The organism is Undibacterium sp. TC4M20W (genome assembly GCF_049340245.1).
Lineage (GTDB): Bacteria > Pseudomonadota > Gammaproteobacteria > Burkholderiales > Burkholderiaceae_D > Undibacterium.
Genome location: NZ_JBMPPI010000006.1, coordinates 239188 through 253900 on the forward strand (window position 1 = coordinate 239188; position 14713 = coordinate 253900).

Here is a 14713-nt window from a genome sequence, read left to right on the forward strand (position 1 = left end):
CAGGCGACGGTGGCAACGGTATAGGCCAGCAAGAGCAGGGAGATGAGTGAGAGTTTCATGATGAGACCTCCAATGGAGATATTTCTTAATTACCATTTTAGGAGGCAGCACGGCATATGCCAGTAATGAATTGTTTTGACTTTGTTACGAAATGTGTTCGTTTGTACATTAAATGTAGCTTGCAGGTAGCTCGAAAGCCCCCATGTTGTGGCAAACAGGCGCAAATATGGGATGTTCAGGAAAATTTGCTGATAAAGCCTTGAAATCGTAAGGATATATCCCCAGATGCAGGGGTAATGTACGTTTTTGATCGGGAGAGTAAGTATGCAAGAGCAAGAAAACCAGCAAGCGGAAAAGGTAGAAATAAAAGAAGCCACCGCGCCGGAAGTTCAACTGGACGGCGTAGTTCAAGGTGAAACGGTGCAGACATCCGCACCAGAAGCTGCCCAGGCTGCAGCGCCTGTACAGGACACCGCCGAGCAAGTCATTGCCAAACTGGAAGCAAAAGTGCAAGAATTGCAAGATTCGTTCATGCGTGCCAAGGCCGAGGGTGAAAACATCCGCCGCCGCGCCCAGGAAGATATCAGCAAGGCGCATAAATTTGCGATAGAAGGCTTTGCCGAAGCCATGGTGCCGGTCAAGGATAGTCTGGAAATGGCCCTGAAGATTGATACACCATCCATAGAAGCGCTGAAAGAAGGCGTGGAAATGACTTTGAAGCAACTCAGCTCAGCATTTGAAAAAAATCGTCTGACCGAAGTCAACCCGGTTCAGGGCGATAAGCTGGACCCGATGAAACACCAGGCCATCTCCATGGTGCCTGCCGAGCAAGAGGCAAATACCGTTGTGACAGTATTGCAAAAAGGCTATAGCATTGCCGACCGTTTATTGCGTCCGGCTTTAGTGACAGTAGCGCAAGGAAAGTAAGAAAAGCGTAAAAATACACGCAAAAGTCGCTTGAAAAGCGTGTTTTTTACCATATATCCGAAACAGACGAGTCAGTTACAGCAAAAAATTGCACTGACTCACCAACATTGACAAAAAAATCTACATTCTGAGGGAATTATCATGGGAAAAATGATTGGTATTGATTTGGGTACTACCAATTCTTGCGTTGCTATCATGGAAGGCGGCCAGCCAAAAGTGATAGAAAATGCAGAGGGTGCACGTACTACGCCTTCCATTATTGCGTATCAAGAAGACGGCGAAATCCTGGTTGGCGCATCCGCCAAACGCCAGGCTGTTACAAATCCTAAGAACACACTGTTCGCGGTAAAACGCTTGATCGGTCGTAAGTTCGAAGAAAAAGAAGTGCAAAAAGACATCGGTCTGATGCCTTATTCCATTTCCAAAGCTGACAATGGCGACGCATGGGTGTCCGTGCGCGACAAAAAACTGGCTCCACCGCAAATCTCTGCAGAAGTTTTGCGCAAAATGAAAAAAACCGCTGAGGATTACCTCGGTGAAGAAGTGACAGAAGCGGTCATCACTGTTCCTGCTTACTTTAATGATGCACAACGTCAGGCAACCAAAGACGCTGGCCGTATCGCCGGTCTGGATGTCAAGCGCATTATCAATGAGCCAACTGCTGCTGCGCTGGCCTTTGGTCTGGACAAAAAAGAAAAAGGCGACCGCAAGATTGCTGTATATGACTTGGGCGGCGGTACTTTCGACGTTTCCATCATTGAAATCGCTGACGTAGATGGCGAAATGCAATTCGAAGTATTGTCTACAAACGGCGATACTTTCCTTGGTGGTGAAGATTTCGATCAACGCATCATCGATTACATCATCGACGAATTCAAAAAGATCAATGGTCTGGACCTGTCCAAAGACCCTATCGCTTTGCAACGTATCAAGGCATCTGCCGAACGCGCAAAGATAGAATTGTCGAGCTCGCAACAGACTGAGATCAACGAGCCTTACATCGCCATGGCAAACGGCGCACCTGTGCATTTGAATTTGAAAATCACACGTGCCAAGCTGGAAGCCCTGGTAGAAGAACTGATCCAGAAAACGATAGATCCTTGCCGCATGGCGATCAAGGATGCAGGCGTGAAAACGACAGACATCGACGACATCATCCTCGTTGGTGGTATGACACGTATGCCTAAAGTGCAAGACGTGGTCAAGGAATTCTTTGGTAAAGAACCACGTAAAGACGTGAACCCTGATGAAGCCGTTGCCGTTGGTGCAGCGATCCAGGGTTCTGTCTTGTCTGGTGACCGTAAAGATCTGTTGTTGCTGGATGTGACACCTTTGTCTCTGGGTATCGAAACCCTGGGCGGCGTCATGACCAAAATGATCCAGAAAAATACGACTATCCCGACCAAGTTCAGCCAGGTGTTCTCTACTGCAGATGACAACCAGCCTGCGGTGACGATCAAGGTTTATCAGGGTGAACGTGAAATCGCGGCCGGTAATAAAGGCCTGGGCGAATTCAATCTCGAAGGTATTCCACCAGCAGCACGTGGCACACCACAGATTGAAGTGACTTTTGACATCGACGCTAACGGTATCTTGCACGTAGGTGCAAAAGACAAAGCCACTGGCAAAGAAAACAAGATCACCATCAAGGCCAACTCTGGTTTGACAGAAGATGAAATCCAGAAAATGGTCAAAGACGCTGAACTGAACGCGGAAGAAGACAAAAAGGTCAAGGAACTGGCCGAGTCCCGCAATCAGGGTGACGCGCTGGTGCATTCCACCAAAAAAGCTTTGGCTGAACATGGTGACAAGCTGGAAGCTGGCGAAAAAGAGAAAATCGAAGTCGCCATCAAGGAACTGGAAGATGTCTTGAAATCCGGTGACAAGGCTGAGATTGATACCAAGCTGGGCGCATTGTCCACAGCATCACAAAAGCTGGGTGAAAAAGTCTATGCCGACATGCAGGCACAACAGGCAGCAGCAGGTGCGGCCGGTGGTGCAGGCGCTGCCGGTGCAGATGCCAAACCTAAAGATGACGATGTAGTTGACGCTGACTTCAAAGAAGTCAAAGACAGCAAGTAATATCTACTTTGACGGGCTTGCCCGTCATGACGCGCCGGGTGGCTCGCATTGCGGTGCCTGCCCGGCGTTTGCGCTTAAGTTTTATGCTTAAGTTTATGCTGAAGTCCTAGACTTAAGTTCAAGAACAATACTGAGGTTAACAAGAGATGGCGAAGCGTGATTTTTACGAGATTCTTGAGTTAGGCAAAAACGCCACTGAAGAAGAAATCAAGAAGGCCTATCGCAAAATGGCGATGAAATACCATCCGGACCGCAATCCGGACAGTAAGGTCGCGGAAGAAAAATTCAAGGAAGCCAAAGAGGCTTACGAGATGCTTTCCGACAGCCAGAAGCGCGATGCCTATGACCGCTATGGTCACGCCGGTGTCGATCCGAATATGGGTGGCGGCGGTGGTGGTGGCGCAGGTGGTTTTGCGGATGCCTTTGGTGATATTTTCGGTGATATCTTTGGTGGTGGCGGTCGCCGTAATGCGGGCCCGCAAGTATATCGTGGTGCCGATTTGCGCTACAACCTTGAAATCTCACTGGAGCAGGCTGCCAACGGTTTTGATACCACCATCCGCGTACCTAGCTGGGATTCTTGCGAGACTTGTCACGGTTCTGGCGCCAAGCCAGGCACTTCGCCGGTTACCTGTACTACTTGCGCCGGTCATGGCCAGGTACGCATGCAGCAAGGCTTGTTCAGCATACAGCAGACTTGCCCTAAATGTCATGGCACAGGCAAGATGATTCCTGACCCTTGCCCTAGCTGCTCCGGCGTTGGTCGCATCAAACGTAACAAGACCCTGGAAGTCAAGATACCAGCTGGTATTGATGACGGCATGCGCATACGCTCATCCGGCAATGGTGAGCCAGGCGTCAATGGCGGTCCGCCTGGTGATTTGTATGTGGAAATCCATATCAAGCAGCATCCGGTATTCCAGCGTGAAGGTGATGACCTGCATTGCGAAATCCCGATTTCCTTTGTCAAGGCAGCACTGGGTGGCGATATCGAAGTACCAACCCTGAGTGGCAAGGCATCTTTCACCGTGCCTGAAGGTACCCAGTCAGGCAAGACTTTCCGCCTGCGCAGCAAGGGTGTGAAGGGCGTGCGCTCTGGTTATGCGGGTGATCTTTTCTGCCACGTTGTCATCGAAACACCGGTGAAACTGACAGAAAAACAAAAAGAACTCTTGCGTGACTTTGAAAAGCTGACGGTAGAAGGCGGCTCCAAGCACAATCCGCAAAGTAAAACCTGGATGGACAAGGTCAAGAAATTCTTTGAATGACGTTGCAGAATAAAGCCGCATCCTGATTATTTTGCAAAAAGACCTGCAAAATAAGCTGAAAAAGCCTGTTCAAACTTGTTTGGGCAGGCTTTTTTGTTGCTGCCAGACAGCTTAACCATTTCTTGCACATCAAGGGTGTAATTCTGCCTGTCACTCATATGGCATTCTGCTACTATGATGAGAGCAGGATATTGTTGCTCCTGAGTTAAAAGACAGACCAGAAGCGGGCTTCAATAAGCAAGGAAAAAGTAAGAAAAAAGTAAGGAAAATCAGCAGCGAGCAATGGCTTAAAATGGCTTAAATCAAGAAAGCGTCACATTCAGCCTGTTTTCAGGACTTATATCGCCTTGATGGATAAATCATATATCGGCTTGTCATCCAGATATCCCAGGCTTTTTGCTCTGGGCGTGGCTCTGATTGTGTTCCTGGGTTTGTGGGCCCTGGACAATAATGAACGCGAACTGGCAATACAAAAGCAAAAAGTCGATATCATAGAAAAACTGGTGGTTTTGCGCACCAAGCTCAGCACCGGCATGACTTCGAATATTTCTGCCGCCCGGGTATTGGCTGTCACTTTCGCCACCAAGCCCAGCCTGACTGAGCAAGAATTCAAGGTGTTGGCGACAGAAGTGGCCAGTGCCAATCCCAGCATACGCAATCTGGTACTCGTCAAGGGTACGGTGGCCAGTTATGTGTATCCCTACAAAGGCAATGAAAAAATCCTTGGCGTGGATTATCGCCAGTTGCCCAAGCAATGGCCCGTCTATCAGCGCATGATAGAAGAACACACCATACAGATAGCCGGGCCACTGACCTTGGTGCAGGGCGGCGTCGGGCTGGTGGTACGCATTCCTGTTTATCAGCATGAAAACCGCGACGAATTCCTGGGCTCTATCGCCATGGTCGTTAATTATGACCAATTGATGGAGCAGGCTGGCATCGCCCAAGTGCAAAATGAAATCAGTCTTGCCATACGTGGCCGCGATGCCAAGGGTAGCAAGGGTGAAGTATTTCTCGGTGAAGCCAATTTGTTTGCCGGCGATGCCGTCAGGCAGAGCATCATCTTGCCGGGCGGTAGCTGGGAACTGGCTGCCTTGCCACATGGCGGCTGGCAAGGCACGACCAGGCTATCCAGATTCATCGAGGTTTTTGGTCTCATTGTCTGCCTGATGGCATGGATGCTCAGCTATCAATCGACCATCAAGCGCCGTCAGCGCGAACTCAATGCCGAAGAATTGCGGGAAAGCGAGGCCCTGCTACGCCTGCGCAATGAAGCCCTGAGCGCAACATCGCAAGGCGTCATGATTGCAGCACGTGATGGTCATATCAACTACGTCAACGAAGCTGCCTGTCATTTAAGCGGATATGCTGAGCACGCCTTATATGAAAAAAAACTCGGCGACTTATTCACACCTGCTGTTGCCACCATGCTGGCGCAAGACAATCAGGAGCAAAAACCACTGACGCTGGAATACAGCCGTAAGGCCGACAATGGCCAGTTGTTATGGCTGGAGTTATTGCTGACCCCCGTGTATGACCAGCAAAATGTTTTGCAGCAATACGTTGCCCTGTTGCGTGACATCACAGACAAAAAGCTGGCCGACAAGGAACTCGAAATTGCCGCCATGGCTTTTGAAACCGAAGAAGGCATATTGATCACCGATGCCAATCTGGTCATCTTGCGCGTCAACAAGGCATTTACCCGCATCACAGGCTATGAAGCCAGCGAGGCTGTAGGGCAGGGCACCAGGTTGATGCAATCGGGCCGCCACGACGAGTCTTTCTACAGCCAGATGTGGGAAGAAATACGCCGCAATCATCGCTGGCAAGGCGAATTGTGGAACCGTCGCAAGAATGGTGAAATTTATTCCGAGCGCTTGGTGATATCTGCCGTGCTCGATGAAGACGGCAAGGTCAGTAATTATGTCGGCTCCTTCAATGACATCACCGAGCATAAAGTCTCGGAAGAAAAAATCCATCAACTGGCTTTCTTTGATCCGCTCACCAGTTTGCCGAATCGCCGTCTTTTGCTGGACAGGCTGGCGCGCGCCTTGTCGCTGAGCCGCAGGCATCTGCGTTATGGTGCGATTTTGATGATAGACCTGGACAACTTCAAAACCCTGAATGATACCCAGGGCCATAATATGGGCGACTTGCTGCTGACCCAGATAGGCAAGCGCATCCATGCCTGTGTCAGGGTAGACGATACCGTTTCGCGCACTGGCGGTGATGAATTCGTGGTCTTGCTCGAAGGCTTGCATGAAGACCTGCAATATGCTGCCGGCCTGGCTGAAAACGTTGCAGAAAAAATCCGTATTACCCTGAGCCAGACCATCAATCTTGGGCATATTGATTATGAAAGTTCAGGCAGTATAGGTATCACCATGTTTGGCAGCGAAGCAGTCGGCATTGATGAATTATTGCGCCGCGCCGACATGGCCATGTACCAGGCCAAGGCACTCGGTAAAAACAGTGTGCGCTTCTTTGACCCCAGCATGCAGGCAGCGCTGGAATTCCGCACTGCGATGGAAACCGATTTGCGCCATGCCCTCATGCACAAGCAGTTTGTCCTGCATTATCAATTGCAGGTCAGTGCGCTCGGCGACCCGATAGGGGCGGAGGTATTGCTGCGCTGGCATCATCCTGCACGCGGACTGGTGTCGCCGCTGGACTTCATCCCGCTGGCAGAAGAAACCGGCCTTATCCTGCCGATAGGCCTGTGGGTACTGGAAACAGCCTGCAAGCAAATCGCCATCTGGGCTGATGATCCGGTTAAATCCGGTATGCAACTGGCCGTCAATGTCAGTGCCCGCCAGTTCCGCCATCCGGGTTTTGTCGATGACGTCAAACGCATCTTGCATGAGACTGGTACCAACCCGGTCTTGTTGAAACTGGAACTGACCGAGAGCGTGGTGCTTGAAGATGTCACCATCGTCATAGAAAAAATGCATGCCATCAAGAAACTCGGCGTCGGTTTTTCCATGGATGATTTTGGTACCGGTTATTCATCCCTTTCTTATCTGCAACGTTTGCCTTTGACACAGCTCAAGATAGACCGCAGTTTTGTGCATAATCTGCCTGACGATGTGAACAATGCAAACATTGTGCGCACCATCATCAGCCTCGGTGCCAGCCTCGATTTGAACGTCATTGCAGAGGGTGTGGAAACCGAACAGCAGCGCGAATTTTTACTGCAGGCCGGTTGCCAGGCTTATCAGGGCTACCTGTTCTGTAAACCCATTCCCATAGACGAATTTGACCGCTTCATCAGTGCCCGCCACGCACTGCAAAAAGCCGACAGCCCAAAAGTTGAAATTCAGGTAAGCTAGTGGCACCGCCTTCGTAACCCAAAGCGAGGCGGGCAGTTTTCAAGTGGTATTAAAATAAAAGGGGAGACAAATGCGATTGAACAAAACAGTAATGCGCCTGGCAGGTCTGGCGCTGGCCGTATGCATGAGTGTGCAAGCCAGTGCCACCGAAGTTGCCGGGGTTAAGTTTGATGAAAACGTACAAGTAGGCGGCACTGATCTGAAGTTGAACGGTGCAGGCATACGTTACAAGGCCATTTTCAAAGTCTATGCAGCGGGACTGTATCTGAAAGAGAAAAAGACCACAGTGCCAGAAGTACTGGCATCACAAGGGCCACGCCGCGTGACTATCGTCATGTTGCGCGACCTCAGTAATGAAGAATTCGGTCGTGGTTTCATGACCGGTATTCAACAAAACACCGACAAGGCAGAAAAGTCCAAAATGACTTCGCAATTCATCCGTTTCGGTGAATTGTTTGCCTCCGTGCCTGAGCTCAAAAAAGGCGATGTCATGACCAATGACTGGATACCCGGTGTCGGCACCGTCGTAGCACTGAATGGCAAGAAAATGGGCGATCCTTACCCGGACCTCGGTTTCTACAATGCCTTGCTGCGTATCTGGCTGGGTGAATCCCCGGTAGATCGCAGCCTCAAGAAAGCCATGCTGGCTGAGGAAGATACGCGCGGTCGCTGATTTGTCAGCTACGGTAGTAAACAGAAAGCGCAGGGACGCAAGTCTTTGCGTTTTTTTACGTCTGTGCCATTCGCGTGCTTCAGTTGGCATTGAGTGCTTGAGCAACTTGTAGCAGGAGCGGAAAAAAGGAAAGCAGGTCTTACACTCATGCATTTTGCAAAACATGCTGTGTTTGATTATGGTCGGCCCTCTGCGATTAGAGCTTGCAGGTGCGGTATATATCAGGAAAAATGTGTTGCCGATAAGGTGGCAATTGCCCAGTAGTATCGCTCGGGTGTGTATTCCATGGCAGAAGTCGCTTTTTTTTCGGCTTACTATACCTGAACACCTGAGGCATTGAATTGCTTAAATATGCTGTAAGGTAATACCTGCTCCAGTTTTTGGGCAGGCCAATATTAAAATTATTGTTCGCCCCGACACGAATAAAATTATCACAGTCTACTCATTTTAATAAATCAGGAGCGTTAGATGTTGTGTCCTAGATGTGAGCAAGGCGATGTAGCCAAAGCACAGATAAATAAAACTGGGAAAGATATATATGTGTGCCAAGAATGTGAGGCCTCATGGTTTACCTTACATGATATTGGCGTAGCACCATTTACAGACTTTGGTACGTACATGGAAGAAATTGGATTATTTCCGTTATGGAATGAGTTAAATATTCAAAAAACTTAATTGTGATGCTACCCAGCCCATGTAGATACGATTAGTGCTTACGTAATCGTACGAATGATGAGCCGCAAATAACAAATAGTCTCAGCTTGTCCCTGGCTGCCCTTTATCCATCCCAAAAAGAGCTGCATGGATGTCTGATGCTATCTTTCATGCATCATGACGGGTTATGGTTAGCCATGCATACGATTACGTAAGCACTAATCGTAGCTAGAGGAAAAATGTGCTGACGATAACGTAGGAATTTTCCAGCCGTATCGCTCAGGTGAGTATTCCATGGCAGAAGGCGCTGTTTTTGGGTTCACTATGTATAAACATCAAAGGCAATGAACTGCTTAAGTATGTTCCAGTGTAAGACCTGATCCAAGTTTTCCAGATAAAGACTATCAAAAAATGGCATACAACATATTTATTTTTGGTGATTCTCCTTCTGATGAACCAATACTTGATTTTTTCTTAGGAACAGCAGGGACTATTGATATTTAATGGGAATCTGTCGGGCGCAAATTAAATTTACCAATTATTTCTACATTGACAGAAAACGCAGATTTTGAACAAGGGTTGATACTCTCTTCTGATAATTTAGTTCTTTTTAAAAATGAAGTAGAACAATTAGAAAAATATTGGACTGATGGCGACCTCAAAGTAGGTGTGCCTGAAGATTTTTTTCAGCGCATAAATGAACTGATGGATGGAATAAGCTATGCAATTGATCATGGATTGGAACTAATGATAGCGTAGGCTCAGGTAGATGCAGACCCATGCATTTTTAATTGCTCATTCCTGTAAAAATTACATGATTATTTTGCGCAGAAATACCGGGAAGCGGGTATTTTCGTGACACATATCAAGTATTCAAATCTGCTTATTTCTCAGTCGCTATATATAAGTGTATATTACGCTTCTTGTTCCTCATTTCCCTCTGGATACCTTATGCAAATCAAGACCCTGGGCAAACTCGTTGCCAGTATTGCTTTCTGCACAATTTCTGCCAGCAGCCTTGCTGCAGAAGTCACAGTTTCTGCCGCTGCCAGCTTGACCAATGCCTTTAAGGAAATCGCGCAAAATTATCAGGCGCAATATCCTGAAGCCAAGGTATCGCTGAATTTTGGTGCGTCTGGTGCGTTGCTGCAGCAAATTGCCAAAGGTGCGCCGGTCGATGTATTTGCCTCGGCTGATCAGGAGAGCATGGATGAAGCGCAAAAGCAGGGCTTGGTTATTCCTGCTGACCGCCGTGATTTCGTTAAAAATACTCTGGTGTTGATTGCGCCCATAGACAGCACCTTGCCCATCAAGCGTCTGGAAGATTTGAGCCAGGCTGGCGTCAAGCGCATTGCCGTCGGCAACCCTGCCAGCGTGCCGGTCGGGCGTTATACCCAGCATGCGTTGACGGCAGCAAAGCTCTGGCCCGCACTGGAAGCCAAGGCCATCTATACCCAGAACGTGCGCCAGTCGCTCGATTATGTGGCCCGTGGTGAAGTCGAGAGCGGCTTTGTGTATGCGACCGATGCTGCGATCATGAAGGATAAGGTCAAGGTCGCCATGGAAGTACCGCTGGACATGCCTATCACTTATCCTGTTGCGAAAATCAAGGCGAGCAACAATGGGGAAGAAGCCAAGCGTTTTATCTCGTTTTTGTTCTTGCCGCAAAGCCAGGCTATCCTGACTAAATACGGTTTCCAGAAGCCGTAAAAAAATAAGGCTATAGATGAATCCAGCGTGGACAGCCCTGCTATTGTCATTGAAAGTCGCGGGCTGGGCCACGCTGCTGAACCTGATTTTTGGCATAGGCGTGGGCTATCTGCTGGCACGCAAGCGCTTCCTTGGTCGCGACCTGCTTGATACCATACTGACCCTGCCCATGGTCATGCCACCTACGGTACTTGGTTACTACCTGCTGGTCTTGCTGGGGCGGCGTAGCGCGCTCGGCGCATGGTTGCAGGATCATTTCGGTTTCAGCTTTATTTTTACCTGGCAGGGCGCTGTCATTGCGGCAGCCATCGTTGCCTTCCCGCTGGTATTCAAACCGGCGAGAGCAGCTTTTGAAGCGGTCGATGGGCAACTGGAGCAGGCGGCCAGGGTGTTGGGTGTTTCTGAAATGGCCGTGTTTTTCCGCGTGACTTTACCGCTCGCATGGCGTGGCATTTTGGCCGGTGTCTTGCTAGCCTTTGCCCGCGCCCTGGGTGAGTTTGGCGCCACCCTGATGGTGGCGGGCAGCATACCCGGCAAGACCCAGACTTTATCGATTGCGGTTTATGAAGCTGTGCAGGCCGGGCAGGACGATGTAGCCAATACCCTGGTCTTGCTGACTTCGGCAGTCTGTATTGTGGTCTTGCTGCTGGCGGGCAAACTGGCGCCCGGCCGTATCGCCAACCGCATCTGACGCCTTTGAATATGAGCAAATAAAATGCAATTTGACCTGCACATACACAAGACCCTGCGATCCGGCCAGCGCTGTTTCGAGCTTGATGTCGTGGTTCGCAGCGATAGCCAGCGTCTCGTCATACTTGGCCCATCCGGTGCTGGCAAGAGCCTGGTACTGAAGGCTATTGCTGGCTTGATGACACCCGATATTGGTTATATCCATGTGGCTGGCAATACCCTGTTTGACCATACTGCGCGTATCAACCTGCCACCACAGCGCCGTCAGCTGGCTTACCTGTTCCAGGACTATGCCCTGTTCCCGCACCTGAACGTGGCCCAGAATATTGCTTTTGGCCTTAGTCACGGCTGGCGTAATCCTTCCGCCAAAGTACAGGATGAGAAGGTCGATTACTGGCTAGAAGCCCTGCACATAAAAGCGCTGGCAAGGCAAATGCCGCACGAATTATCGGGCGGGCAAAAGCAGAGAACCGCCCTGGCACGCGCGCTGATCGCTGAGCCACGTGCACTCTTGCTCGATGAACCCTTTGCAGCCCTCGACCAGCCCTTGCGTATCGGCATGCGCAAAGAATTGGACAGTTTGCAAAGACAATTGAATATCCCCATGATACTGATCACCCACGATGCAGAAGATGCCCAGGTGTTTGGTGAGCATGTGCTGAACCTGCAGGATGGAAAGCTGCAAACAAGTTTGGCTGTTGCAGGTTCATCCGGCTCACCCAGCATATTCAGCGCCGCATAAAAATTTTTAACCATCGTTATATACAAGTTGCTATAACGTTTTTTTGAAGGTAGCTATGTTGTCAGGTTTCAAACAATCTCCATTACACAGACTCAATCCCGGCCTGCTTGCCACCAGCATTGCCCTTGCTCTTCTGGCCATGCAAAGCCAGTCTGTTCAGGCAGCCGAAGACAAGACCTCAGCTTTTGAACTGGGTACAGTCTTGGTGACCGCAAAGCGCTTGCCTCAGACTGAAGTAGGCGAGACGGGTGACCAAGTTGCCTCTGTGCTCACTGCCAAAGACATCCAGCAATACAACCGCAATAACATCGGTGACGCGCTGAACCTGCTCTCAGGTGTCAGTCTTTCAACCAATGCCCGCAATGAAAAAACCATTGCCGTGCGTGGTTTCGATAGCCGCCAGGTGCCTCTATTCATTGATGGCATCCCGGTCTATGTACCCTATGACGGTTATGTGGATTTCAACCGTTTCACGACAGCCGACCTGGCAGCGATACAACTGGCCAAGGGTTTCTCTTCCATGACGTATGGCCCTAATACTTTAGGTGGCGCGATCAACCTGATTTCGCGCAAACCCAGGGCAGCGCTGGAGGGGGATGCCATCGTTAGCCTGGGCAGCGGCAGTGAGCGGCAGGCAGCCGTCAATCTTGGTGGCAAACAGGGTATCTGGTATTGGCAAACTGCTTTGTCTTATCTGCAGAGCGACACTTTCCCGCTGTCTGGCGACTTTGTCCCGACCAGCAGCGAGAACGGTGGCTCACGCAATAATGCCTACCGCAAGGACAGCAAGTTTTCCTTCAAACTGGGTTTGACACCAAATGCCGGTGATGAATATGCCATCAGCTATTACAAACAAAATGGCGAAAAGGGCCAGCCACCATCCACCGTGCCAGCAGCAGCGCGCTACTGGAAATGGCCTTACTGGGATAAGGAAAGTCTGTACTTCATTTCCAATACCATGCTGGGTGAATATGAGAGCATCAAGCTCAGGCTTTACCACGATAGCTATGGCAATGAAGTCGATACCTATACCAACGACAGCTATACCACGCTCAAGACTTCCGGTTCGGGCAGTGTCAATACAGGTCGCAGTATTTATGATGACCACACCAATGGCGCATCGCTTACGTTGGAATCCACGCGTTTTTCAGCGCATACCCTGCGCCTGATAGGCCATTACAAGGCCGATGAACATAAAGAGCTCGATGGTGTTGGTACGCTGAATACTCGCTTTAAAGACGTGCTGATGTCGATTGCGGCAGAAGACAATATACAACTGAGCCAGTCTTTGTTGTTGTCGCTGGGCCTGGGCAGGCATGAGTTAAGGCCGGACAGTGTCTTCAGCCTCGGCAACCCGTATTCCCTGCCACGTACACAGTCGGCGACAGATGCGCAGGCAGGCCTGTTCTACACGCTCAGCAATAGCGCACGCCTGTATGCCAGCATCGCGCAAAAGAACCGATTGCCCACACTCAAGGACCGCTATTCACAACGCCTGGGCACCTTCATAGAAAACCCGGACTTGCAGCCTGAGCGTGCCCTGAATATGGAAGTCGGTTACCAGGGCCAGCCATGGCAGGGTGCCAAAGCTGAGGCGGCGATTTTCTATAGCGATGTCAGTAATAAAATCCAGACTGTTGCCAACGTCGCTGGCACTAAATCGCAAATGCAAAATGCCGGCAAGGTCAGGATCAGTGGCCTGGAAGCAGGTCTCAGCAGCAATGTCAATCAATGGCTGGAACTCGGTGGCAATTACACCTTCACTGAGCTCAAGAATATCAGCAACCCTGCTACACGGCTGACCGATATACCGCGCCATAAAATGACCGCCCATGCCACCTTGCATCCAATGGAGCAAGTTGATATCACCGCCTATGTAGAAAACAATAGCAGCCGCTGGGTATCGAATACTCTGGAATTGCCGGGTTTTACCACGCTCAAGTTGAAGCTGGCTTACCAGCCCATGAAGAACCTGAACCTGGAAGCAGGCGTCACCAATTTGACAGACAAGAATTATGCTTTGGCAGACGGTTTCCCCAATGCTGGCCGTATGTGGTTTGCCAACCTGAATTACCGTTTTTAAGGATCATCATGTTCAAGATACTGAGCAACACTGCATTCGCCCTCATACTCTTACACGCACCTGCCGCCTTTTCACATGACAAGCCTGGCGATATTTCGCAATATGTGAGCCAGACCCTGAACATCAGTGGCGCAGTTGAAAAACCGCTGATGCTGACCGTGGAAGACTTGAAAAAATTCCCCGTACAACAAATCAGTGAATTGCCGCTGACGAGGCAAAATGGTGCGAATGCAGGCAAGCTGGAAAATTTCAAAGGCGTGCTCCTGCGCGACCTGCTCGACAAAGCCACTGTCATTGCGCGTGACCACAATGACGTCAAAAAAACCATCATCATCGCTACCGCCACCGATGGCTACAAGGTCGTCTATTCATGGAGTGAAATCTATAACACCGCCGTCGGCGAGGACGTGCTGGTCTTCTTTGAAAAAGATGGCAAGGCCCTGCCAGATGAAGAAGGGCGCATCGCCATGATTTCCGGCAAGGATATACGTACTGGCCCGCGCCATGTCAAATGGCTCAAGTCCCTGGAAGTCAGAAAGATCAGCGAATAAAAAA

12 protein-coding genes are annotated in these 14713 nt (G+C 49.9%); all 12 read left to right on the forward strand.

Annotated elements, in window-relative coordinates; translation table 11 throughout:
- Window positions 1–324: 324 nt before the first annotated feature.
- The 12 genes from grpE (at window position 325) to ACO0LL_RS10710 (ending at window position 14709) form a co-directional block, all read left to right on the forward strand.
- A complete protein-coding gene (gene grpE, locus ACO0LL_RS10655) occupies window positions 325–927 on the forward strand; it encodes a nucleotide exchange factor GrpE (RefSeq protein ID WP_422950839.1) in 603 nt (200 codons plus the stop codon).
- A 141-nt stretch (window positions 928–1068) separates the two neighbouring features.
- Window positions 1069–3009 (forward strand): molecular chaperone DnaK, encoded by a 1941-nt coding sequence (gene dnaK / locus ACO0LL_RS10660; RefSeq protein ID WP_422950840.1) that lies wholly within the window; start codon window positions 1069–1071, stop codon window positions 3007–3009.
- Between the two features lie 146 nt (window positions 3010–3155).
- The gene (dnaJ, locus tag ACO0LL_RS10665; protein ID WP_422950841.1) at window positions 3156–4277 is read left to right on the forward strand and encodes a molecular chaperone DnaJ; all 1122 of its coding nucleotides are present in this window, start codon (window positions 3156–3158) and stop codon (window positions 4275–4277) included.
- Window positions 4278–4627: 350 nt separating this feature from the next.
- Window positions 4628–7606 carry an EAL domain-containing protein gene (locus tag ACO0LL_RS10670; RefSeq protein ID WP_422950842.1) on the forward strand — a complete coding sequence of 993 codons (2979 nt, stop codon included), beginning with the start codon at window positions 4628–4630 and terminating at the stop codon, window positions 7604–7606.
- Window positions 7607–7676: 70 nt separating this feature from the next.
- On the forward strand, window positions 7677–8279 hold the full coding sequence (locus tag ACO0LL_RS10675; RefSeq protein WP_422950843.1) for a chalcone isomerase family protein: 603 nt from the start codon (window positions 7677–7679) through the stop codon (window positions 8277–8279).
- Between the two features lie 468 nt (window positions 8280–8747).
- Window positions 8748–8954, forward strand: coding sequence for a hypothetical protein (locus ACO0LL_RS10680; RefSeq protein WP_422950844.1), 207 nt, complete (start codon window positions 8748–8750; stop codon window positions 8952–8954).
- A 528-nt stretch (window positions 8955–9482) separates the two neighbouring features.
- Window positions 9483–9692 carry a hypothetical protein gene (locus ACO0LL_RS10685; protein WP_422950845.1) on the forward strand — a complete coding sequence of 70 codons (210 nt, stop codon included), beginning with the start codon at window positions 9483–9485 and terminating at the stop codon, window positions 9690–9692.
- A gap of 192 nt (window positions 9693–9884) precedes the next feature.
- A complete protein-coding gene (gene modA / locus ACO0LL_RS10690) occupies window positions 9885–10643 on the forward strand; it encodes a molybdate ABC transporter substrate-binding protein (RefSeq protein ID WP_422950846.1) in 759 nt (252 codons plus the stop codon).
- Between the two features lie 16 nt (window positions 10644–10659).
- Entirely contained in the window at window positions 10660–11334 is a 675-nt protein-coding gene (modB, locus tag ACO0LL_RS10695; RefSeq protein ID WP_422950847.1) for a molybdate ABC transporter permease subunit, read from the forward strand.
- A 24-nt stretch (window positions 11335–11358) separates the two neighbouring features.
- Window positions 11359–12075: an ABC transporter ATP-binding protein gene (locus tag ACO0LL_RS10700; RefSeq protein ID WP_422950848.1), complete on the forward strand. Its 717-nt coding sequence runs from the start codon at window positions 11359–11361 to the stop codon at window positions 12073–12075.
- A 55-nt stretch (window positions 12076–12130) separates the two neighbouring features.
- Window positions 12131–14158 carry a TonB-dependent receptor plug domain-containing protein gene (locus tag ACO0LL_RS10705; protein ID WP_422950849.1) on the forward strand — a complete coding sequence of 676 codons (2028 nt, stop codon included), beginning with the start codon at window positions 12131–12133 and terminating at the stop codon, window positions 14156–14158.
- 8 nt (window positions 14159–14166) lie between these two features.
- Window positions 14167–14709 carry a molybdopterin-dependent oxidoreductase gene (locus ACO0LL_RS10710; RefSeq protein ID WP_422950850.1) on the forward strand — a complete coding sequence of 181 codons (543 nt, stop codon included), beginning with the start codon at window positions 14167–14169 and terminating at the stop codon, window positions 14707–14709.
- Window positions 14710–14713 lie beyond the last annotated feature (4 nt).

What these genes read in the sequence shown, in the direction of transcription:
- ACO0LL_RS10675 (WP_422950843.1), top strand. Translation starts at nt 7,677, where the DNA reads ATGCGATTGAACAAAACAGTAATGCGCCTGGCAGGTCTGGCGCTGGCC.
- ACO0LL_RS10680 (WP_422950844.1), top strand. Translation starts at nt 8,748, where the DNA reads ATGTTGTGTCCTAGATGTGAGCAAGGCGATGTAGCCAAAGCACAGATA.
- ACO0LL_RS10710 (WP_422950850.1), top strand. Translation starts at nt 14,167, where the DNA reads ATGTTCAAGATACTGAGCAACACTGCATTCGCCCTCATACTCTTACAC.
- ACO0LL_RS10670 (WP_422950842.1), top strand. Translation starts at nt 4,628, where the DNA reads ATGGATAAATCATATATCGGCTTGTCATCCAGATATCCCAGGCTTTTT.
- ACO0LL_RS10705 (WP_422950849.1), top strand. Translation starts at nt 12,131, where the DNA reads ATGTTGTCAGGTTTCAAACAATCTCCATTACACAGACTCAATCCCGGC.
- dnaK (WP_422950840.1), top strand. Translation starts at nt 1,069, where the DNA reads ATGGGAAAAATGATTGGTATTGATTTGGGTACTACCAATTCTTGCGTT.
- modA (WP_422950846.1), top strand. Translation starts at nt 9,885, where the DNA reads ATGCAAATCAAGACCCTGGGCAAACTCGTTGCCAGTATTGCTTTCTGC.
- ACO0LL_RS10700 (WP_422950848.1), top strand. Translation starts at nt 11,359, where the DNA reads ATGCAATTTGACCTGCACATACACAAGACCCTGCGATCCGGCCAGCGC.
- modB (WP_422950847.1), top strand. Translation starts at nt 10,660, where the DNA reads ATGAATCCAGCGTGGACAGCCCTGCTATTGTCATTGAAAGTCGCGGGC.
- grpE (WP_422950839.1), top strand. Translation starts at nt 325, where the DNA reads ATGCAAGAGCAAGAAAACCAGCAAGCGGAAAAGGTAGAAATAAAAGAA.
- dnaJ (WP_422950841.1), top strand. Translation starts at nt 3,156, where the DNA reads ATGGCGAAGCGTGATTTTTACGAGATTCTTGAGTTAGGCAAAAACGCC.